Genomic DNA, 22,087 nt, shown 5'->3' on the forward strand with positions numbered 1-22,087 from the left:
CAACACTATTTGTAAAAGAACCTAAACTTTCCAGTTTTTCTCATAGGTATGCTTCATGATTACATTTTCAATGCTCGCTGCGCTTCTCGTTTCATATCTTTCTCTTTTAAAGCACGACGTTTGTCATATTTTTTCTTACCTTCAGCTACACCTAATAACACTTTTGCGTAACCTCGTTTTATATAAACTTTTAGCGGCACTAGGGTATGACCTTCCCTTTGTGTCTCTTTTAATAACTTACTAATTTCAGCCTTCTTCAATAAAAGTTTACGCGGGCGTAGTGGGTCATGGTTGAACATGTTCCCCTGCTCAAATTCGGAAATATGGACATTGTACATCCAAACTTCTCCGCGTTCGATTCTTGCGAACCCATCTTTTAAATTCAAGCGTGATTGGCGGACAGATTTAATTTCGGTCCCCGTTAGGACTACGCCACACTCGATTGTATCTAAAATCGTAAAATCATGATTGGCTTTTCGATTACGTGCAACGACGTTATCGTCATTTTTCTGCACTTTCTTGCCTTTTGCCATTTAGTCACCTTCTAACTGTTCAAATCTTTTATTTGCGTTTACTTTGACGAATGACAAAGCTCCGTTTTTGATTTGATTTTTTGCTCTTACTATTATTTTTTTGCTTATTATTTTGTCCTTGACCGCCAGTTTTGCTGTTCTGTGGCTTGCTACCAGACTTTTTACTCTTCTGACCTGGTTTACCTGTGTGCTTGTTCTTATTCCCCTTATGAGACTTGCTAGCACCAGATTTGTCATTTCGACGGTTACCACCATTTGATTCTTTATCTTGTTGACGTCTACGGCTTCTATTATTGCCTTTACGGCCCTTATTGTTGCCACGACCACCTTTACGGTTATCTTGACGTTGTAAACCAGATGATTCACCGTTATCCTCGCTCTTCACAATGACAAAATCAATGTCACGTGTATCCGTGTTAACATCCATTACTTTAACAGTAACTTTGTCTCCAATACGGTAAGTTTTACCAGTATGCTCACCAATCATCACTAAGTGGCTAGCTACAAAGTTATAGTAGTCGTCTTTTAGCATAGAGATATGGACTAACCCTTCAACAGTATTTGGTAATTCAACGAATAAACCAAAACCAGTAACGGAAGAGATGATTCCTTCAAATTCCATGCCGATTTTATCCAACATAAATTCTGTTTTCTTCAAGCTATCCGTTTCACGTTCAGCATCCACACTACGACGTTCCATTTTAGAAGAATGTTCTGCGATATCAGATAATTTCATCTTCATCTTCTCTTGTTTATCTGCATTTGGACGCGCATGGCTTTCATAGAAGTGAATTAAACGGTGAACAATCAAGTCTGGGTAACGACGGATTGGTGATGTGAAGTGGGTGTAATCTTCAGCCGCCAAACCATAATGGCCGATTGGTTCAATATCATATTTAGCTTGTTGCATCGAACGCAGTAACATCATGGATACGACCGGTTGGAAAGTCTCTCCTTCAACCTCACGCAAGATATTTTGAATATCTTTTGGACGGATAGAAGATTTTGTCCCTTGTGGCACAATACCAAAGGCCGTCACAAATTCTAAGAATCGTTGCATTCTGTCTTCATCCGGTTGTTCATGGACACGGTAAATGAAAGGCAATACTTTCTTTGTAAAGTGGCCAGCAACTGTCTCGTTTGCTGATAACATGAATGATTCAATCATCCGCTCTCCCACGCCACGGTCACGTACTTCAATCGCTTTAGGATGACCTTCACCATCAACTATAATTTTCGCTTCACGAGAGTCAAAGTCAATGGCGCCACGACTTACACGTTTATTGTATAAAATCTCATGTAAAGCAGCCATATTCTCTAACATGTCAGTGATTTTACTGTATTTTTCTCGTAATTCTGGATCATTATCTGTGATAATGGCATTTACATCTGAATAAGTCATTCGGTAATCAGAGTGGATAATTGAAGGATGGATATCATAATCAATAATACCACCGTTATGGTCAATTTCCATGATAGCTGTCATTGTTAAACGATCCACATTTGGATGTAATGAACAAATACCATTAGATAGACGTTGCGGTAACATTGGGACTACACGGTCTGTTAGATAAACTGACGTCCCGCGTTCATAGGCTTCTTTATCCATTGCTGAATCTTCTGTCACATAATAAGATACGTCAGCAATATGGACTCCTAATTGATAGTTCCCATTTGGTAATTTACTTAATGAGATGGCATCATCCAAATCTTTTGCGTCTGCCCCATCAATTGTAATAGTTAACAGGTCACGATGGTCTTTACGTCCTTTTAAATCATCATTTGAGATGGTGTCAGGCACTTCATTGGCATGGTCTAAAACCTCATTAGGGAATTCATGCGGAATTTCAAACATATTTAAAATGGCAAGTATATCTACACCCGGCTCATCTTTATGACCGATTTGTTGAATGACGTTACCCGCAACTGCAAATGGGTGTTGGTCATCTGGATAATCTACTAGTTCGACAACAACAATTTCACCCTCTACTGGATGTAAGCCGTCTGGTTTTACTAAGGCGGTTAAGTTGTCTAAACCATGGTTTTGCGGTTTCACGCTACCAATAAAACCTGTTGACGTTTTATCATGATCGTTAAAAGGCGTAAACTCACCTGTAAGGCGTGTCGTATGGCGCACTAATACTTCAGCGATTTCACCTTCAGCTGACTTGTCATTTGAAGGATTGGCTTCTCTGGTGATTTTTACTCGCACTTCATCATTTTGCAAGGCACCATTGGTTTTACCCTTACCGATGAAAATGTCTTTTTCAAGTTCATCACTTTTGACGAAACCAAAACCACGTGCATTTTGGGTAAATACCCCTGTATAATTGGCTTTATCTTGTTTGATACTTAAAGTACCTTTACTTGTAATGGCAATGTCTCCAGCTTGCTCTAATTTAGCGATGGTTTTCACCAAATCGGCAAAATCGTCTGCTTGGTCATAAGACAAGGCTTTGCTTAAAGTTTGTGCTGTGTAATTCTCTTCTGAACTTGCCAACTCGGCAAGGATTTCTTTTTTCATATAATTAATTTTTCTACTCACTATTTCACTCCCAATTTAGGTTGGTTAAATATTCTATTACTGTGTCTTCAAATTCGTGGTGGTATTTACCGACTGTGATCACATGCATTGCTGAATTAAAGGTATTTAAATGAACGGGTGCAGTGGTAATGGCATCTGCAAACTGCTCACCAGCGGTTGGATCAACTAATTCATCTTGACCAGAAGCTGCAATGTAGAATGGCACTTTCAATTCGTCAAGTCGTGCGCGTAAATCACGGTTCACGGCATGTACACCGGTAAGGGTGGTATATAATTGTTGGGCTAATTTGTCATCCGACTGGTTGATTTCTGCTTCAGTCTTACCAGCTGATTCTTGGACTTTTCGGGCATAGGTCATAAAAGATATCGGGACATTGGAATCAGTAATAGCTTGATCTGTGACAATAGGTGTATTAAATACGCCACCACCAATTGCCGGATTATTTAAAATCACTGAAGTAGCCACAGTCCCACCTAAAGACAAACCAAATACTGCAATCTGCTTATAGCCTTTTTCAACCATAAAATCATAGGCATCTTGACCGTCTTGTAGCCATGCAGCTGGATTGCCTTCCTTAATTAAATCAAAGACGTCCATAGTGGCATGTCCTGTTAAATGAGGTGCATAAACAGTGTAACCTTCACGATTTAACCGACGTCCCAACATCCGCACGTCGTTCGAAGTACCTGTAAAGGCGTGGAAAAGGATTACTGCCCTTTCATCACCTTCAAAGAAAAATGGTTCTGGAAATTTTGCTTGCATGCATATCCACTCTCAATCTTAATATATTAACATCATTTATACATAATGACTTCGCTATTCCATTGTAAGTTTTATTCGCTTTTAAATCAATTAATTGCATTGTCATCAGCAAACGAAAGGTATAAAAATAGCGGTCCCCTTGCAGAACCGCCCAAATGTTATGAAGATAAGTTTGCTAATAGTAAGGCAATCACCATAAAGGCTACACCTAACATGATTGTAAATCGATTTAAGACAGCTTCAAATCCGCGTGCTTTTTTCTTTTTACCAAACATCGCATCGCCACCACCAGTTAAGTTACTTGCACTATTTCCTTTAGATGGTTGTGCAACAACTACTAGAATTAGTAGAAAGGCGATGATAATTAGAATGGTTAATAATATATTATACAAAAGATACCCCTCCGTTTTAATGTCCTAGTTATTCTACCATAAGTATGGTTGACATACAATTGTGGGTAAACAAAAAGGCGACCGAAGTCACCTTTTCGATTTGTTTATTCGCCTTGGTTTGCACGCATTTCTTTGTATAGTTCAACTTCACTTGGTGAACAGTATACAAAGTGGTTTGGTGCGATTTCAACCATTGATTCGTCCCCTTTGAAAGGTTCATGGTTGTATGTAATACGTTGGCGGTTGCGTTCGTAAATTGGATCTGGCAATGGAATGGCAGATAAAAGACTCTTCGTATAAGGATGTAAACCATGGTAATACAATTCGTCAGCATCAGCAAGTTCCACTATTTTACCCATATACATTACTGCAATACGATCAGAAATGTATTTCACCATTGAAAGGTCGTGGGCGATGAATAGGAATGTTAAGCCAAAGTCCTCTTGTAATTCTTCAAGCAAGTTGACTACTTGGGCTTGAATCGATACGTCAAGGGCCGAAATTGGTTCATCCGCTACAATCATTTTTGGTGCCACTGCAAGAGCACGTGCAATCCCGATACGTTGACGTTGTCCACCTGAGAACTCATGTGGGTAACGGGTAGCATGTTGTGGGTTTAACCCAACTTGCTCTAATAAATCAGCGACTTTCGCTTTGCGTTCAGCTTTTGTCTTCACCAATCCGTGTATTTCTAGACCTTCAGCAATAATATCTTCAACCTTCATACGAGGATTTAAAGATGCGTAAGGATCTTGGAAAATCATTTGAATGTCTTTACGGAAGTCTAACATTTCACGACGATTTTTTAATGAAGCAATATCTTTATCTTCAAAAATGATTTCACCTGAAGTTGGTTGATATAAACGCATAACAGCACGTCCAGTAGTTGTTTTACCAGAACCAGACTCACCAACTAAACCAAATGTTTCACCTTTAAAAATGTAAAAAGAGATATCGTCAATGGCGCGTACTTCACCTTTTGAGCCTTCATTGAAGTATTGTTTTAAATTTCTAACTTTTAAAATTGGTTCTTGCTCATTAGCCAATTGCGTCATCTCCTTCCATATCTACTTCACCTGTAGCGATTACACCTTCAACATCAGTTGATGTAACCACTTCAGTATGCTCGTCTAACTCAGCACGAGGTACACCGTCGTTGTAACCTTCTGGCACGATACCTTTTGATAGGCCTTCGTAGATTTTGTAACGACGTTGAATTTCAGCTGGTGCTTCTACTACTGGTGCATCTGGGTGTAATAACCAAGTTGCAGCCGCGTGTGTTGGCGATACTTGGAACAATGGTGGTTCTTCCTCGTAATCAATTTCCATTGCGTATTCAGAACGTAAGGCAAAGGCATCACCTTTTGGCGGTTCCAATAAGTCTGGTGGTGTACCAGGGATTGAAACCAGTTTACCTGCAGTATCTAATGTTGGCATTGAACCGATTAGTCCCCATGTATAAGGATGTTGTGGGTTGAAGAAGATTTCGTCAACATCACCGTATTCAACGATTTTACCAGCGTACATAACAGCAACACGGTCAGCAACGTTTGCAACAACACCTAAGTCATGCGTGATAAAAATGATTGAAGTATCAATTTTATGTTGTAACTCTTTCATCAATTCAAGAATTTGTGCTTGGATAGTTACATCTAAGGCTGTTGTTGGCTCATCCGCGATTAAGACACGTGGGTTACAAGCCAAGGCAATTGCAATAACGATACGTTGACGTTGTCCTCCTGAGAATTGGTGTGGATAGTGATCCATACGTTCGTGTGCTTTTGGAATACCAACTAATTCAAGTAGTTCTTCCGCTCTTGCGTAGGCTTCTTTTTTAGATTTATTTTGGTGTAAGATAATTGGTTCAGCAATTTGCTTACCAATCTTCATTGTTGGGTTTAATGAAGTCATCGGATCTTGGAAGATCATAGCGATATCCTTACCACGAATATCTTGCATCTCTTTTTCAGATTTCTTCAATAAGTCTTCACCGTTAAAAAGGATTTGGCCACCTTTAACATCCGCGTTATTGGCTAATAAACGCATTACGGTACGAACAGTTACAGATTTACCTGAACCAGACTCACCTACGATTGCTAACGTTTCCCCATGTTTCAAGTCAAAGTTCACTTTACGAATGGCTTTAACATCTCCAGAATACGTTTTGAAATTTATTTCTAAGTCTTTTACTTCTAAAATGTTTCCTGTTTTATTACTCAACTCTGCTCAACTCCTTAATCATTCGTTTTTGGATCTAGAGCATCACGCAAGCCATTTGCTAACATGTTGAATGCAATCATGACGATACAGATTACACCCGCTGGGTACCACATTAAATGAGGCAAGAATCTAAATGTCTTGTACCCATCATTGATTAATGTACCTAGAGAAGCATTTGGTGCTGGAATACCTAAACCGATGAAACTCAAGAACGCTTCGAAGAAAATCGCAGACGGAATTGAGAATACTGTTTGGATAATAATGATACCTGACAAGTTAGGTAAAATGTGACGGAAAGAAATCTTCCATGCTGACTCACCTAAAGAGCGGGCAGCCAAGATGTACTCTTGGTTTTTAATTTTCATTGTTTGTGCACGGATTACACGAGCCATTGAAATCCACTCTGTAATCGCTAAAGCGATGATAATTGACATGATACCTGGTTGTAATACTAATAACATTAGGATAACGATAACCAAGTTCGGTACACCTGATAGGATTTCTAAGAAACGCATCATGATGTTGTCAACACGACCACCATTCCAACCTGAGATAATACCGTAAGGTACACCGATAACTAAGTTGAACAAGGCAGCCATCATACCGATAAATAGCGATACACGTGTACCGTATAAGATACGTGATAATAAGTCACGTCCTAAAGCATCAGTACCTAAGTAGTAGTATACGCCATCTGGCACATTATTAGCAGCGTATTGGTCAATCGCTGATCCGGCCACTTCTGATTTACCATCAAACCAAGCAAAGCTTTCCAATCCAGGAATCTTTGGTGGCAGATTGGCAAAAGCTACGTTTTGTGCATTTGGATCCGCAGGTGCAATCACTGGCGCCAAGATAGCAAGAATGACAACAATGATCAATACCACTAAGGATACAATCGCTACTTTATTTTTCTTTAAACGGCGCCAAGAATCTTGAAGGAAGTTCAACGATTCTCCAGCAATTTGCTCACGTTCAGCGACGTGGTCATGTTGCGTAGCTGGGCGGAATTTGTCAGCTGCAATTGATTTATATGATTGATTGTTCTCAGCCATCTTATTCCCCTCCTTCATTACTTACACGAATACGTGGGTCTACGATACCGTATAACACATCCACAATCAATAACATTGACACTAACATGAATGAGTAAAGAATTGTGATACCCATGATTGTTGGATAGTCATTTGTTTGGATTGATTTAACGAATTGTTCACCAATACCAGGAATTGCGTAAATGTTTTCTACTACCATTGAACCTGTCATCAATGCAACTGTTAATGGCCCTAATAATGTTAATAATGGAATTAAGGCATTACGTACACCATGTTTGAAAGCTACGGCTGTTTTACTTAAACCTTTCGCACGCGCTAATTCAATATAGTCTGAATTCAATACGTCGACCATTTCGGTACGGATGAAACGACTCGAATCGGCTAATGGCGAAATGGCCAATGCTAATGTCGGTAAGACTGTTGCTGCAAATGAACCATCCCATAAAGCGATTGGGAACCAACCTAGTTGTACGGCAAATACTAGTTGCAGTAATACCGCGAAAACGAAGTTAGGGATTGAACGACCTAAGATAGCCACGAATGTAGCAGTTGAGTCAATCCAAGTATTCTTGTACATAGCTGAGATAACACCTAGTACAATACCAAATGATGTACCGAACAAGATTGCCTGACCACCCAATTGTAATGACGGACCAATACGGCTACTTAATAATTCAGTAACTGGTGTATTTGAGAATTGGAAAGATACACCTAAATCACCTGTAAAAATACCTAACATGTAACGTGCGTATTGGACGATCACTGGATCATTCAAACCATAACGTTCGTTCATAATAATGATTTGTTCCGCAGATAACCGATCCTCATTTTGGAAAGGTGTACCTGGAAGCAGTTTCATTAAGAAAAATGTAATTGTTGCAATTAGAAATATTGTTAAAAACATATAAAATACTCTTCGAAGTAGATATTTGTAATACGATTTCAAATTGCTTCACCTCCTATATTGTGTTAAATTATTGACATATCTGAAAGGATTTGATCTATCAATGATTTATAAACGTTGGAAAAGCACCCTTTTGCTTTTTGCCACGATACCGTTCATTATATCAATTTTTTTGCAAGAGGGTATCACTTTATTTTACTTAAGCAATAGCTACTTTTACTTGTCAGCGCCCTTTTTAATCCTTGGTTTATTCGGATTAATCTTTAAAGACGGGACTTTTGACCTGTTTCAGTACAGTTGGCGTAAGTGGAAACCAGGTGTTTTCTCACAAAATAATTTAAAAAAAGATGATGACTCAGAAAGAAATGTACAAACTTTGTCCCAATCAATTGGCAACTGGTACATCGGCTTTCTAAAAATCGGTGGCAGCTTATTAGCAATAAGTTTAATCTTCCTAATCGCCTATTACATTATATAGAATTACCAAGGGTGGACCAAATTATCCGCCCTTTTTTTGATATGTTATTCTAGTTATCATTACCATGAAACATTACATCCGTAATCATGTCATTTTTCTTACCTAACTTCTAGTAAGTAAAAAAACTATCAACCCACCTTCAATTTGGTCTTGATCCACGATTAAGGCCTTTTTATTACCCAATTAGTACTATCGGGTTTATAAGCCTAACGCGCCTTAAAACGCAAATAAATCCATTTGGTGACATAAATAGAATGATTTATATTCTAGTCAATCTCTTAGAATTATTCACCAAAAGTAGTACAAATTCTAACACAATTATCATTTAACGTCAACATTCCTCACATATCATAATAAAAATAACCCGCCAAGCCTTGGCGGGTTGTTTCAATAAGTTTCAAATGTCAGCTGAAATTACTCTGCTGCTGTTTTTGAAGCCCATTTGAATGAAGTCGATGCACCAACTTGGTGGTGAACAACGCCTTCAACTGTTGGTTGCTCTAAGTAAGCACCGTAACGTTGGTACAATGGTGCGATACCAGCTTCTTCTAAGATTAAAGACTCTGCTGCGACTAAATCGCTCCAACGTTTATCTAAGTCTTCAGTTTCATCTGATGCAGCTTGGATTAACGCATCGTACTCTTCGTTTGAGTAACCAGAATTATTATTATTTCCATCAGTTACGAATAATTCTAAGTAGTTAATTGGGTCAGCATAATCAGCGCCCCAACCTCCGATTTGTAAATCGTAGTCTTGACTATTATCAGCTGCTACACGGTTCTTGAACGGAACTGATACAATTTGAACTTGTAAACCTGGTAAGTTTGTTTGCAATTGTCCTTGGATATATTCAGCTGAACGTTTCGCATTTTCTGAATCATCTACTAATAATTCAAGTGTAATTGAGTCAGTACCTAACTCCTCTAAACCAGCATTGAAAGCTTCTTGAGCAGCTTCTACATCATAGTCAACAAATCCTGTACCTTCAGTTGAATCTTCACGGAAGTCAACATCTGTTGACGGATTGCTTGCTAATCCTTCTGGTACTAAGTAGTCAGCAGGTAGCGAGCCATTTTGTAACACTTGGTCTGCAAATGATTGTTTATCAATCGCTTGTGAGATACCACGACGAATATTTGTATTCGCTAATGGTGTTTCTTCACCGTTACGTTCTTGGTTCATCTTGATATAGAATACTGTCGATTCAGGCGCATTATCCATGTTTGGATCACCTTCACGAGCCGCTACATATTCACCAGATACTGTAGTATAGTCAATCTCACCAGAATCAAATAGGTTTAATGCTGTTGAAGTTTCTTTAAGAACTTGGTATTTAACTGTATCTAACTGAACATTATCTGCATCCCAATAGCTATCATTTTTCACTAATGACCAGTTCAAGTTTGTACCATCCCAACCAGATAAGACAAATGGTCCATTATATAAAACTGTATCTGAGTTAGTTGCGTAATTGTCACCTTGTTCTTCTACAAAAGCTTGGTTAAGTGGGTAGAATGGTGCCATTGTTAGTAAACCTTCCAAATATGGCACGGGTTTCGCATATGTTACTTCTAATGTTTTTTCATCTACAGCAACAGCACCTAACTCTGAAGGTTCCATTTCGCCAGCGATGATTTCAGTTGCATTTTGGATGAAACCGTCCGCTAAGTATGAGTATGGCGCTGCTGTATCAGGATCAACTAAACGTTGCCATGCATATACAAAGTCATTAGCTGTTACAGGGTCCCCATTTGACCATGTAGCATCTTCTTTAATTTTGTATGTGTATACAGAACCGTCTTCAGAAATTTCCGGTTCGCCGTCTAATACACCAGCTTCATATTCACCTTCAGCGTTTTGACGGTATAAACCTTCATTAACGTTGTTCATCATATCAAATGAAACTGTATCTGTAACCATTGTCGTATCCATTGTTGGTAATTCAGACATTGTCGTCCAGTTCAATACTTGTTCGCTATCGCCAGAACCATTTGAACCTGAATTGTCACTACTATTACCACAGGCTGCTAAAACTAAACCTGATAAACCAATCACTGCAAGTGATTTAAATAAACTTTTTCTTTCCATAAGAACATCCTCCATATTTAAGCAAATTGCTTAATTAGATATTTATTACAACATGGAGACAATTTACTAGATTTTGAATACGTTGTCAATCTTTTCTTCTCATTATTTTCATGAAATATTCATAATCCCCTCATAAACAAAGACAACCGTTGAAATTTTATCTACGGTTGTCTTGTCATTTGTTCAATAATTGTATTTTATTCTGCACTAATTAAAGTGGCGGTACGTAAGTCAAATTCGTTGCCTACAGATCTGAAAGTGATACCTTCTAAGTTAGGATTTCTTAATTGTGTTTCTACTTCTTGATATAACGGGATCCATGCCGCATCTTCTGTTAATACTTCTTGGGCAGCAACAAAGTTTTCCCAACGTGCTACTGGATCATTGGCATTTTCACCTCTAGCAGCAGAAATTTCTACATCATAAGATTCGTTTGAGTAGTCCCCACGGTTGTATGGGCCATCGGTTTCAAATAATTCAAAGAAGTTGATACCATCTGCAAAGTCAGCTGCCCAACCTGTAATAACTAAATCATAATCACGTGCATCTTCTTGGCTTAGACGGTTTTTCTTAGGTACATTTTGCAATGTTAAAGTGACACCTGGTAAGTTATTTGCTATTTGTCCTTGGATATATTCAGCGGTTGTTTTACTTTTCTCGTCATCATCGCCTAATAAGTTCAGTGTTAATGTTTCAACACCTAATTCATCTTGTGCTAATGCCCAAAGTCTACCTGCTTCTTCTGGATCGTATTTATCTTCAATTGCAACTTCCGAAACAAAGTCTTCTTCTGTTTCTGGGTTAAAGATAAAGTTTTCCGGTACAAATGTAGATACCGGGTTTGAACCATCACCGATAACATTAGTTGCTAACTCTTCGTTGTTAATGGCATAGTCGATCGCTTCACGAAGATTTTTATTTTGAAATACTTCGTTATTATAGTTGAAGGCTACCCAGTAGTTTCTCGCTTTTGCTTGTTGTACGGCGTCTTCATGATTTAGATATTGCTTTGCTAATTCACCTGTTAATAATGAGTTGTCAACATCTCCAGCTTCAAATAAGTTAACGTTAGTTGAGACTTCTTTGATGACTTGAACATCTACTTCATCAATGGCAATATCGTCAGCATTGTAGTAGTCGTCATTCTTCACTAATGACCAAGTTAGACCTGTTCCGTCCCATTCAGTCATGGTAAATGGACCAGAGAAAACAAGATTATCTGAATCAGTACCGTAAGCGTCTCCTGCTTCTTCAACAAAAGCTTGGTTTTGTGGGTATAACGGCGTGAAAGCTAATAAGTTTTCAATATATGGAATTGGTGTTTCTAAACGAATTTCTATAGTGTAATCATCTAATGCTTCTACACCTAATTCTTCAACTGCTTGATCACCGCTTAAAACACCTTCAGCATTTTCAAATCCTGCTAGTAAGTATGAGTATGGTGCTGCCGTGTCCGGTTTAGCTAAACGTTGAATTGCGTATACGAAATCGTGCGCTGTAATTTGATCGCCATTTGACCAAGTTGCATCTTCACGCATTTTAATCGTATAAGTTAATCCATCTTCAGAAACCTCAGGCAATGATTCAGCCAAGGCTGGTTGAATTTCATTTACATCATTTTCCCAATATAAACCCTCTTGAACATGTCCAATGTAGTTGGCACTATTCATATCTGTTACTAATACGGAGTCCATTGTAGCAATTTCAGTTGGTGCTACATAATTAACTACTGCGCTTGCTTCCCCATTTGTAGCCCCAGTATTCCCTCCATTACTACCACAAGCAGCTAATAAAGCCGCAGTTGCTAGCGTAACCAAAAAACTTCTCTTTATTGTCATAGAAATCTCCCATTTCTCATAAATTTTTAATATTAATATCATTGTATCTCATTATTTTATTATGTCAATGGTGTCAGTATAATATCTTTATCCGAAAAAAAACTATTTTGCCAGAATATGCAAGATTTAATCCAACTTTGTATGTGCAACTTTAACTTAAAGAAGAACTTGATTATCGAAAAAAAAGCACAGATACCGAGATATCTGCGCTAGGATGTTAACTGTCTGAATATTCGAAAGTGTCATTGCAACTTAAATTGGTGCAGTAAATTGCCCTAATTTAAGAGAAATTATTTGTTTTCTAAGTTGTAGAAAGCGTTTAAACCTTGGTACTCAGCTAAATCGCCTAATTCATCTTCGATACGTAATAATTGGTTGTATTTAGCCATACGGTCAGTACGTGATAATGAACCAGTTTTGATTTGACCAGCGTTAGTCGCTACAGCGATATCAGAGATTGTTGAATCTTCTGTTTCACCTGAGCGGTGAGATACTACAGCTGTGTAGTTAGCGCGTTTAGCCATTTCAATAGCGTTGAAAGTTTCAGTTAAAGTACCGATTTGGTTAACTTTAATTAAGATTGAGTTACCTACGTGGTTAGTAATACCGCGTTCTAAAATTTCAGTGTTTGTTACGAATAAGTCGTCACCAACTAATTGTACTTTTTCACCTAATTTTTCAGTTAATAATGCCCAACCGTCCCAGTCATTTTCGTCCATACCATCTTCGATAGTAATGATTGGGTATTTAGAAACTAATTCTTCTAAGAAAGCAACTTGCTCTTCAGCGTTACGTTTAGCTCCGCCTTCACCTTCGAATTTAGCGTAGTTGTAAACACCGTCTTCGTAGAATTCTGAAGAAGCACAGTCAAAACCTAAGAACATGTCTTCACCTGGTTTGTAACCAGCAGTTTCGATTGCTTGGATGATAGTCTCAACAGCATCTTCTGTACCGTCAAAGCGTGGAGCGAATCCACCTTCATCACCAACAGCAGTTTCTAAACCACGGCCAGATAAGATTTTTTTCAATGCGTGGAAAGTTTCAGCACCCCAACGTAAAGCTTCTTTAAATGAAGAAGCACCAGCTGGAATAATCATGAATTCTTGGAAAGCGATTGGTGCATCTGAGTGAGAACCACCGTTTACAATGTTCATCATTGGTGTTGGTAATACTTTAGCGTTGAAACCACCTAAGTAGTTGTATAATGGAATGTTTAATTCATCCGCAGCAGCACGTGCAGCAGCGATTGAAACAGCCAAGATAGCGTTAGCACCTAGGTTACCTTTGTTAGCTGTACCATCTAATTCGATCATAGCAGCGTCAATACCGATTTGATCAGTTACGTCAAGTCCGATAATTGCATCAGCGATAGCGTTGTTCACGTTGTTTACAGCGTTTTGAACACCTTTACCTAAGTAGCGTTCTTTGTCTCCGTCACGTAATTCAACAGCTTCGTGTTCACCAGTTGAAGCTCCAGAAGGAACGATTCCTCGACCAAAACCTCCAGCTTCAGTGTAAACTTCAGCTTCTACAGTTGGGTTACCGCGTGAGTCCAAGACTTCGCGTGCGTAAATATCAGTAATTGCAGACATAATTTCTCTCCTTTAAATTCAAAATAATTTTTAAATTTGTTACATTCATATTATACCATACCCACCAATTGGTAGGTACGGATATTCCTAGTTTAGTGCTTAATTAAACTTTCACCAGTCATTTCAGCTGGTTGGTCAATGTTTAATAGGTCTAACATTGTTGGTGCAACATCAGCTAAACGTCCATTAGTGCGTAATTCAATACCTTTTTCAGTGACAATTAATGGCACTGGTACTGTCGTATGCGCTGTATTTGGTGAACCATCTTCATTTAATTCTGTATCCGCGTTTCCATGATCAGCAAAGATGATGGCTTTACCGTCTTTAGCTAATAAGGCATCCACAACACGACCTAAACATTCGTCAACAGCTTCAATCGCTTTGATTGTAGGCTCTAACATACCAGAGTGACCTACCATATCTGGGTTAGCGAAGTTTAAGATAATCGCATCTTGACGATCATTTTCAATTTCATCAACTAATGCGTCTGTTACTTCGTAAGCAGACATTTCAGGTTTCAAGTCGTAAGTCGCTACTTTAGGTGAGTTAATCAAAATACGTTTTTCGCCTTCAAACTCGTCATTTGCCCCACCATTCATGAAGAATGTAACGTGAGGGTATTTTTCAGTTTCAGCGATACGTAATTGGTTTAAGCCGTTATCTGATAAGACTTGGCCAATAACATTTTTCAATGCGACTGGTTTAAAAGCGATATCAGCTGGGATTGTATCTTTGTATTTAGTCATTGATACAAATTTAACGTTTGTTGGTACATTCCCACGATCGAAGTTATCCCATTCAGTTGCAGTTACAGCGTCTGAAAGTTGGATAGCACGGTCAGGACGGAAGTTAGCAAAAATGATAGCATCATTATCGGCTACTTGGCCTACTGGTTTGCCGTCAGCATCAACAATTACTGTTGGCTCAACGAACTCATCAGTAACGTCTTTAGCGTAGTTCGCATTTACAACATCAATTGCGTTGTCGCCAGTTTCGCCTTTGCCGTTAAAGATAACATCATAAGCCTTTTGTACACGTTCCCAACGGTTATCACGGTCCATTGCATAGTAACGACCAGAAATTGAAGCGATTTGACCTAAGTTTTCTTCGGCCATTACTTTTTCAAGTGATTCAATATAACCTGGCGCTGCATGTGGATCAACGTCACGTCCATCTAAGAAAGCGTGTAGGTATAATTTTTCAACACCTTTAGCTTTAGCATCTTTAATCAATGCTTCGATATGACGTAAGTGGCTGTGTACTCCACCATCAGATAATAATCCGAAGATGTGTAAAGCTGAATTGTTGTCAGTTACATGAGTGTAAGCACCGTTTAATGCTTCGTTCTCAGCAAATTCACCATCTTCAATAGCTTTATCGATTCGAGTTAGGCTTTGGTATACAATACGGCCAGCACCAATATTTGTATGACCAACTTCAGAGTTACCCATTTGTCCATCAGGTAGCCCAACGTCTAACCCAGAAGCTTTCATTGTAGCATGTGGAAATTCATTCCAGTAACGGTCAAAGTTTGGTTTGTTTGCTTGTGCTACAGCATTACCATATGATTCTTCTCTCCAACCGAATCCATCTAAGATAATAATAGCTACGGGTGATTTAGACATGTGTTATTTACCTCCATTTAATAATGCGATGTAAGAAGTAACATCAAGACTAGCTCCTCCTACGAGCGCACCGTCAACGTCCTCTTTTTCAAGCAATTCAGCAATGTTAGCTGGTTTTACAGAACCACCGTATAAAATACGTGTTTGGTCCGCAGCTTCTTTACCAGCAATTTCAAATAATAAATCGCGGATGTGTGCTGACATGTCTTGTGCATCATCAGCAGAAGCTGTTTTACCAGTACCGATTGCCCAGATTGGTTCATAAGCGATTACAGCTTGTGCAACTTGATCAGCAGTTAAACCTTCAAGAGCAGCACGGATTTGTCCACTAACCCACTCTTTTTCTTGGCCAGCTTCACGAGTTTCTAAAGTTTCACCACAGCAAATGATTGGTGTCATGTTGTGGCTGAAAATGCTTGCCGCTTTTTTACGTACATCTTCATCAGTTTCGCCGAATAATTCACGACGTTCTGAGTGACCGATGATAACGTAAGGTACGCCTAAAGCTTCTAAAGCAAGCGGAGAAATTTCACCTGTGAAAGCACCCTCATCTTCAAAGTGGACATTTTGTGCACCAATTTGGATGTCAGTATCTGCTACTTCTTCGATTAATTTTTCAATGTAGATTGCTGGTGGTGCGATTAAAGATTCAGCATCCGTTTGTGGGAAACCTTCTTTAAGTGCAGCAACGAATTCATGAGCTTCAGCAGCTGTTTTGTTCATTTTCCAGTTACCAGCGATTAATGTCTTGCGCATATATAAAAAACTCCTTTACGAAAAGTTTTATTCGATTTAATTACGAAAATTATTTGTTCGCGATTGCAGCGATACCAGGCAATTCTTTACCTTCTAAGAATTCTAATGATGCCCCACCACCAGTAGAAATGTGTGTGAATTTATCAGCTAAACCTAATTGGTAGGCAGCTGCAGCTGAGTCACCACCACCGATGATAGTTGTAGCATCAGTTAAGTTAGCGATAGCTTCACCAACACCGTTAGTACCTTTTGCGAAACTTGGCATTTCGAATACACCCATTGGGCCATTCCAAACAACAGTTTTCGCGTCTGCAACTTGTGATGCGTAGTACTCAACAGTCTTAGGACCTACATCAAGTGATTGCCAGTCAGCTGGGATACCGTCGACATCAACAACATCAGTGTTAGCGTCGTTGTCAAACGCGTCAGCTACAACAAAGTCTACCGGTAATACTAAACGGTCGCCAGCGCGTTCCATTAAGTCTTTAGCCAATGGAATTTTGTCTTCTTCAAGTAAAGAGCCACCAACTTCGTAACCTTGAGCTTTCATGAAGGTATATGCCATACCACCACCGATTAAGACTTTGTCAGCCTTATTTAGTAATGATTCGATAACTGAAATCTTGTCAGATACTTTTGCACCACCTAAGATTGCAACGAATGGACGTTTTGGTTCGTTAACAGCGTCACCTAAGAATTGGATTTCTTTTTCCATTAAGAAACCAGCAACTGCTTCGATATTGTTTGAGATACCAACATTAGAAGCATGCTCACGGTGAGCAGTACCGAATGCGTCATTAACAAATACGTCGCCTAATGAAGCCCAGTATTTACCTAATTCAGGATCGTTCTTGCTTTCTTTCTTGCCGTCTACATCTTCGAAACGAGTATTTTCGAACATCAATACTTCGCCATCTTTGAGGTTAGCGATAGCATCTTCTAATTCTTGACCACGAGTTTGAGCTACGAAAGTAACTTCTTTACCTAATTTTTCAGATAAACGTTCTGCAACCGGGCGTAAAGATTTAGAAGCTTTGTCTTCTTCAGTTTTCACTTTACCAAGGTGAGAGAATAATACTAAACGACCACCTTGCTCAAGAATATACTCGATAGTTGGTAATGCTTGAACGATACGGTTGTCATCAGTAATTTTAAGGTCTTTGTCCATTGGAACGTTGAAGTCAGCACGTTCTAAAACAACTTTACCTTTTAAATCGATGTCTTTTACAGTTTTCTTAGCCATTAAAATAGCACTCCTTATCTTAAGTTGTTAACCAATAAAAAAGGGCAGGAAGCGCGAAGCTTCCCGCCCAAATTCAACTGATTTTACTTTTAAACAATTAATTATTGTTTAGCAGCAAAGAATTCGATTAAACGTACGAATTGAGAAACGAAACCAGCTTCGTTGTCGTACCAAGCAACAGTTTTAACTAATTGGCCATCTTCAGATTCGATAACTTTAGTTTGAGTTGCGTCGAAAATTGAACCAGCTGGAACACCAACGATGTCAGAAGATACGATTTCATCAGTGTTGTATAAGAATGATGGGTTAGCGTATTTTTCCATAGCAGCGTTAACTTCTTCAACTGTAACTTTAGTGTTTAATGTTGAGTAGAACTCAGTCATTGAACCAGTTACGATAGGAATACGGATAGCAGTACCGTCAACTTTACCGTTAACTGAAGGAATAACACGACCTACAGCTTTAGCTGCACCAGTAGATGCTGGAATAGCGTTTTCCGCAGCTGCACGACCGTTACGGAAGTTACCTTTTTTACCGTTAGGTGCATCTTGTAATGATTGTGTAGAAGTGTAAGCATGGATTGTTGACATTAAACCATGTTTGATACCAAATTCTTTTTCTAACACGTTAACTACAGGAGCTAAACAGTTAGTAGTACATGAAGCACCAGAGATAATTGTATCTTCAGAATCAATGATATCTTCATTTACACCGTAAACAATTGTTTTAGTTTCAGCATCAGCAGGAGCTGAGATGATAACTTTTTTAGCACCAGCATTGATGTGTGCTTGAGATTTTTCTTTTGTAGCGTAGAAACCAGTACATTCTAGAACGATATCAACACCTAAGTCACCCCAAGGTAAATCGTTTGCGTCACGTTCAGAGTATACAGTGATTTCTTTACCATCGATAGAAATACCATTTTCAGTAGTTTCGATATCGTGGTTGAAAGTACCGTGAGCTGTATCATATTTTAATAGGTAAGCTAAAAATTCGTTGTCTGTTAAATCGTTGATTGCCACGATTTCTACATTTGATTCATTTTCTTCCCAGATACGACGTAAAGTTAAACGACCGATACGACCAAAACCGTTAATTGCTAATTTAATTGCCATACTACAAAATTCCTCCTTAATGGAATACAAAATTATTTTAATGGGATTCCCCATTTAAAACCATATTTGAGGCACCTTGATCAGTTATAATGACTAACTGTTTAGGTGCAAGTTTTGCAAAAGCCTGTATTGCTTCTGCTTTTACACTGCCTCCAGCAATCAGAATTGGCAAGTCAATATCTGCCAAGTCTTCAAGTTGTAGACCAATTCTAGGGATTCGATGTACTATGTTTCCTTCTTTATCAAAGAAACACCCGAACACTTCCCCTACAGCGTGGTTACTCTTAATCTTAGATGAACTTTCTAAATCAAGTCCCCTACGCCTTGCCATAATTTTAGCATTACCAACACTAAAAAGCAAAATGTTAGCCTCTTTTAACCGCTTTAAAGTTGATTGAATCACGGGATCATTCATTAAAGCCATATTTGCCACCTCAGATAAATTCTCGGGAGCATATAAGGAAATATTGTGACCGTGTAACTTTTGCGCTAGAATATCGCTAATTGTATTGGCTTGAGTTGCTGAAGCATCTCCGATTCCACCCCTGGCTGCGACCACAGTAAAGTGTCTGTCAGTAGAAGGTGCTAGTTGAACATGTTCACTCACCTCTAGCATAGTTGAACCACCAGTAACAGCAATCGTATGATTCCCCATTGGTAAATTCTTGTCTAAGTATTTTGAAACTTGTAGACCCATTTCAAATAAAATATGTTGATCCTGGTCGATATCTCCTGAAACAATTCGAGCATCTGCTATGTTGAGCACATCAGCCAAATGTTTTTCTTGTAAGTGAATTTTATTTGTATCACGCCACAAGTCTTGACCTGTAGCAATTGCTCGTTCCCCTTTTGGCGTAATTGTCATACCCGCGGGAGAAGAATCAATGAGACCTTGTTGTTTCAAAACATCTGTGATTGTACGTAGCGGTCGTTCGGTAATTGCTAACTTTTCAGCTAGTCCCTTCCGACCAATCGGACCATCTTTGAAAATCCGCTGTAAGACGGTGATTCTCTCAAAATAGGTCTTCTGAACTTCCGGCACTACTTCAGTAATACTTTTAAATAATTCGTCCATAGTCCCCACTTTCCTAGTACAAAAACGTTGAGTAAAAAAAGACTAGGACTTTTATTGTCCAGGATGTCTTTTTTTGACCACCTTACGGTAAAAAAATTTGATTCCTTTCGAATCTCATCTCTTTACATGAGTAATCATACCAATAAATTTATCCGCTTGCAAGCTTTTAAGGCCACTTTTCTCTTATATTGCCACTACAGGTATTATGCCTTATAAAGATTGCATATTTAAGGGCATACTCCGCGGGCTATATCGAACGCCTTAAAAAAAAGAAGCAGGTTTTACCCCACTTCTCCAGATTTAAAATGTATTCATTATTTTTCTAATTCATCATTTTTAGTCATGATTTGATCTAATAAACCATATTCTAAAGCTTCTTCTGCTGTTAACCAGTTATCACGGTCTGTATCGCGTTCAATCACTTCTACAGGTTGGCCGGTCATTTCAGAGTATAGACGGTTCATTTTTTCTTTTGTTTTCAAGATGTGGCGAGCAGCGATTTCAATTTCAGTTGCTTGTCCTTGAGCACCACCTAATGGTTGATGAATTAAGAATTCAGCATTTGGTAAGGCAAAACGTTTACCTTTAGTACCTGCAGCTGCAATAAATGAGCCCATTGATGCTGCCATGCCCATTACAATTGTTTGTACATCTGCATGTACAAATTGCATTGTATCGTAGATGGCCATACCAGAAGTGATAGAACCACCTGGTGAATTGATGTATAGGTAGATATCCTTGTCTGGGTCTTGAGCGTCTAAGAATAATAATTGAGCGATAATTGAGTTGGCTAAATCATCATTAAATTCCCCGCTCAACATAATAATACGGTCTTTTAATAAACGAGAGTAGATATCGTAAGCACGTTCACCGCGAGAAGATTGTTCAATAACTGTTGGTACTAAGTTCATTTAAATGTCCTCCTTTTAAACTTGTATATGGCTATTATACCTTTATGGTCAAAATTGGTCAACAAATATAACTTTTTGACTTTCTCTATTATTTTAGCATAGAAGGCTCCTTCTGCCCAATAGCTGCCCTTCAAGGGCTTGAAAAATGTAACAACTTCCCATGTTAATACCTAAGATATCATCACTTGTTAAAAACGATTGACACTTCCAGATTCCTATAAAAGCTTGAATTTGACTAAAAACTAGGCTATAATAATTCTGTTATTGTTTTTTACCAAAATATACAATAATTTGCGCCCGTAGTGTAATGGATATCACATAAGATTCCGGTTCTTATAATGGGGGTTCGATTCCCTCCGGGCGCATTCAAGCATTTAAAAGGGTTTTAAAAGGCGCTATAAACGCTGGTATAATAAGGTTTCTAAACAAGAACGACTTCTGTTGAGTTGTTTAAAATCTAAACACATCTAAACACATCTCTAAACACATTTTACGTGTTCCCGTTCTAAAGGAAATGAAATATAATTGTTGGCTTTTACTTTCTATGAGTAAGGCTTTATTATTGCAGTAAAAAAGCCCCTACCTCCTATTAAGGAAGCAAGGGCTTTTAACGTGCTAAGTTGGGAGCAAAGCACATAAATAATATAACTGATGTGGGAAGATACTTCAAATCCCTACTGGTTAGGAGTGAGGGGGAGTTAGTATGCACATATTTTAAAATATGGAGCATTTATTGCCTTTTTTTAAGTTGTTCTATTTTCTCAAACTGATCCTTGGTTAATTCTTCACTCGCTTTAAACAATTTAGCATCATGATTATGATGCAACAAAATTTTCAATAGTAAGTTTACAGTTCTTATAGTACTTATAAAAAAACTTAAAGTAATAAAAAGCCAAATATAAAAGATTATAAAACTTAACTTATTTTCATAGTCCTGAACAATTCATACTTTTC

Annotated in this window: 18 protein-coding genes and 1 tRNA gene; 2 read left to right on the forward strand and 17 right to left on the reverse strand. The window is 38.5% G+C overall.

Features of this window, described 5'->3' with window-relative positions:
• Nucleotides 1-59: 59 nt before the first annotated feature.
• The 8 genes from smpB to opp3b form a co-directional block, all read right to left on the reverse strand.
• Nucleotides 60-533 carry an SsrA-binding protein SmpB gene (gene smpB / locus B2V22_RS00005; protein WP_290489738.1) on the reverse strand — a complete coding sequence of 158 codons (474 nt, stop codon included), beginning with the start codon at nt 531-533 and terminating at the stop codon, nt 60-62.
• A 28-nt stretch (nt 534-561) separates the two neighbouring features.
• A complete protein-coding gene (rnr, locus tag B2V22_RS00010; protein WP_396159669.1) occupies nt 562-3,057 on the reverse strand; it encodes a ribonuclease R in 2,496 nt (831 codons plus the stop codon).
• A gap of 25 nt (nt 3,058-3,082) precedes the next feature.
• Entirely contained in the window at nt 3,083-3,841 is a 759-nt protein-coding gene (locus tag B2V22_RS00015; RefSeq protein WP_290489740.1) for an alpha/beta hydrolase, read from the reverse strand.
• Nucleotides 3,842-3,999: 158 nt separating this feature from the next.
• Complete coding sequence (gene secG / locus B2V22_RS00020; RefSeq protein ID WP_290489741.1) at nt 4,000-4,233, reverse strand: preprotein translocase subunit SecG; 234 nt, start codon at nt 4,231-4,233, stop codon at nt 4,000-4,002.
• 104 nt (nt 4,234-4,337) lie between these two features.
• Nucleotides 4,338-5,279, reverse strand: coding sequence for an ABC transporter ATP-binding protein (locus tag B2V22_RS00025; RefSeq protein ID WP_290489742.1), 942 nt, complete (start codon nt 5,277-5,279; stop codon nt 4,338-4,340).
• Entirely contained in the window at nt 5,272-6,453 is a 1,182-nt protein-coding gene (locus B2V22_RS00030; RefSeq protein WP_290489743.1) for an ABC transporter ATP-binding protein, read from the reverse strand. Before B2V22_RS00030 ends, B2V22_RS00025 begins: the two co-directional genes overlap by 8 nt.
• A 14-nt stretch (nt 6,454-6,467) precedes the next feature.
• Nucleotides 6,468-7,508: an oligopeptide ABC transporter permease gene (gene opp3C, locus B2V22_RS00035; protein WP_290489744.1), complete on the reverse strand. Its 1,041-nt coding sequence runs from the start codon at nt 7,506-7,508 to the stop codon at nt 6,468-6,470.
• 1 nt (nt 7,509) lies between these two features.
• Nucleotides 7,510-8,454: an oligopeptide ABC transporter permease gene (gene opp3b / locus B2V22_RS00040; RefSeq protein WP_154837359.1), complete on the reverse strand. Its 945-nt coding sequence runs from the start codon at nt 8,452-8,454 to the stop codon at nt 7,510-7,512.
• 61 nt (nt 8,455-8,515) lie between these two features.
• On the opposite strand from opp3b, the gene B2V22_RS00045 reads away from it, so the two are divergent.
• A complete protein-coding gene (locus B2V22_RS00045; protein ID WP_290489745.1) occupies nt 8,516-8,890 on the forward strand; it encodes a DUF3899 domain-containing protein in 375 nt (124 codons plus the stop codon).
• A gap of 414 nt (nt 8,891-9,304) precedes the next feature.
• Here B2V22_RS00045 and B2V22_RS00050 read toward each other — a convergent pair whose 3' ends face one another.
• The 9 genes from B2V22_RS00050 to clpP all read right to left on the reverse strand — a co-directional run bounded on the left by B2V22_RS00050 (nt 9,305) and on the right by clpP (nt 21,133).
• Nucleotides 9,305-10,978 (reverse strand): peptide ABC transporter substrate-binding protein, encoded by a 1,674-nt coding sequence (locus tag B2V22_RS00050; protein ID WP_290489746.1) that lies wholly within the window; start codon nt 10,976-10,978, stop codon nt 9,305-9,307.
• Nucleotides 10,979-11,175: 197 nt separating this feature from the next.
• Nucleotides 11,176-12,816: a peptide ABC transporter substrate-binding protein gene (locus tag B2V22_RS00055; protein WP_290489747.1), complete on the reverse strand. Its 1,641-nt coding sequence runs from the start codon at nt 12,814-12,816 to the stop codon at nt 11,176-11,178.
• A gap of 290 nt (nt 12,817-13,106) precedes the next feature.
• Nucleotides 13,107-14,408: a phosphopyruvate hydratase gene (gene eno, locus B2V22_RS00060; RefSeq protein ID WP_290489748.1), complete on the reverse strand. Its 1,302-nt coding sequence runs from the start codon at nt 14,406-14,408 to the stop codon at nt 13,107-13,109.
• A 92-nt stretch (nt 14,409-14,500) separates the two neighbouring features.
• The gene (gene gpmI / locus B2V22_RS00065; protein ID WP_290489749.1) at nt 14,501-16,033 is read right to left on the reverse strand and encodes a 2,3-bisphosphoglycerate-independent phosphoglycerate mutase; all 1,533 of its coding nucleotides are present in this window, start codon (nt 16,031-16,033) and stop codon (nt 14,501-14,503) included.
• Between the two features lie 3 nt (nt 16,034-16,036).
• Nucleotides 16,037-16,789, reverse strand: a complete 753-nt coding sequence (gene tpiA, locus B2V22_RS00070; protein ID WP_290489750.1) for a triose-phosphate isomerase — start codon at nt 16,787-16,789, stop codon at nt 16,037-16,039.
• Nucleotides 16,790-16,838: 49 nt separating this feature from the next.
• Complete coding sequence (locus tag B2V22_RS00075; RefSeq protein ID WP_290489751.1) at nt 16,839-18,032, reverse strand: phosphoglycerate kinase; 1,194 nt, start codon at nt 18,030-18,032, stop codon at nt 16,839-16,841.
• A 101-nt stretch (nt 18,033-18,133) separates the two neighbouring features.
• Entirely contained in the window at nt 18,134-19,147 is a 1,014-nt protein-coding gene (gap, locus tag B2V22_RS00080) for a type I glyceraldehyde-3-phosphate dehydrogenase (RefSeq protein ID WP_290489752.1), read from the reverse strand.
• Between the two features lie 37 nt (nt 19,148-19,184).
• Nucleotides 19,185-20,222 (reverse strand): sugar-binding transcriptional regulator, encoded by a 1,038-nt coding sequence (locus tag B2V22_RS00085; protein WP_290489753.1) that lies wholly within the window; start codon nt 20,220-20,222, stop codon nt 19,185-19,187.
• 314 nt (nt 20,223-20,536) lie between these two features.
• A complete protein-coding gene (clpP, locus tag B2V22_RS00090; protein ID WP_290489754.1) occupies nt 20,537-21,133 on the reverse strand; it encodes an ATP-dependent Clp endopeptidase proteolytic subunit ClpP in 597 nt (198 codons plus the stop codon).
• A 293-nt stretch (nt 21,134-21,426) separates the two neighbouring features.
• On the opposite strand from clpP, the gene B2V22_RS00095 reads away from it, so the two are divergent.
• A tRNA-Arg gene (locus tag B2V22_RS00095) sits at nt 21,427-21,498 on the forward strand.
• Nucleotides 21,499-22,087 lie beyond the last annotated feature (589 nt).

This window comes from Aerococcus sp. UBA6277, from assembly GCF_002440555.1.
Taxonomy (GTDB): domain Bacteria; phylum Bacillota; class Bacilli; order Lactobacillales; family Aerococcaceae; genus Aerococcus.

Bases quoted from the DNA above. Each gene is read 5' to 3' on its own strand.
- smpB (WP_290489738.1), bottom strand. From the start codon at position 533: ATGGCAAAAGGCAAGAAAGTGCAGAAAAATGACGATAACGTCGTTGCA.
- rnr (WP_396159669.1), bottom strand. From the start codon at position 3,057: ATGAAAAAAGAAATCCTTGCCGAGTTGGCAAGTTCAGAAGAGAATTAC.
- B2V22_RS00015 (WP_290489740.1), bottom strand. From the start codon at position 3,841: ATGCAAGCAAAATTTCCAGAACCATTTTTCTTTGAAGGTGATGAAAGG.
- opp3C (WP_290489744.1), bottom strand. From the start codon at position 7,508: ATGGCTGAGAACAATCAATCATATAAATCAATTGCAGCTGACAAATTC.
- B2V22_RS00045 (WP_290489745.1), top strand. From the start codon at position 8,516: ATGATTTATAAACGTTGGAAAAGCACCCTTTTGCTTTTTGCCACGATA.
- B2V22_RS00050 (WP_290489746.1), bottom strand. From the start codon at position 10,978: ATGGAAAGAAAAAGTTTATTTAAATCACTTGCAGTGATTGGTTTATCA.
- B2V22_RS00055 (WP_290489747.1), bottom strand. From the start codon at position 12,816: ATGACAATAAAGAGAAGTTTTTTGGTTACGCTAGCAACTGCGGCTTTA.
- eno (WP_290489748.1), bottom strand. From the start codon at position 14,408: ATGTCTGCAATTACTGATATTTACGCACGCGAAGTCTTGGACTCACGC.
- gpmI (WP_290489749.1), bottom strand. From the start codon at position 16,033: ATGTCTAAATCACCCGTAGCTATTATTATCTTAGATGGATTCGGTTGG.
- tpiA (WP_290489750.1), bottom strand. From the start codon at position 16,789: ATGCGCAAGACATTAATCGCTGGTAACTGGAAAATGAACAAAACAGCT.
- B2V22_RS00075 (WP_290489751.1), bottom strand. From the start codon at position 18,032: ATGGCTAAGAAAACTGTAAAAGACATCGATTTAAAAGGTAAAGTTGTT.
- gap (WP_290489752.1), bottom strand. From the start codon at position 19,147: ATGGCAATTAAATTAGCAATTAACGGTTTTGGTCGTATCGGTCGTTTA.
- B2V22_RS00085 (WP_290489753.1), bottom strand. From the start codon at position 20,222: ATGGACGAATTATTTAAAAGTATTACTGAAGTAGTGCCGGAAGTTCAG.
- clpP (WP_290489754.1), bottom strand. From the start codon at position 21,133: ATGAACTTAGTACCAACAGTTATTGAACAATCTTCTCGCGGTGAACGT.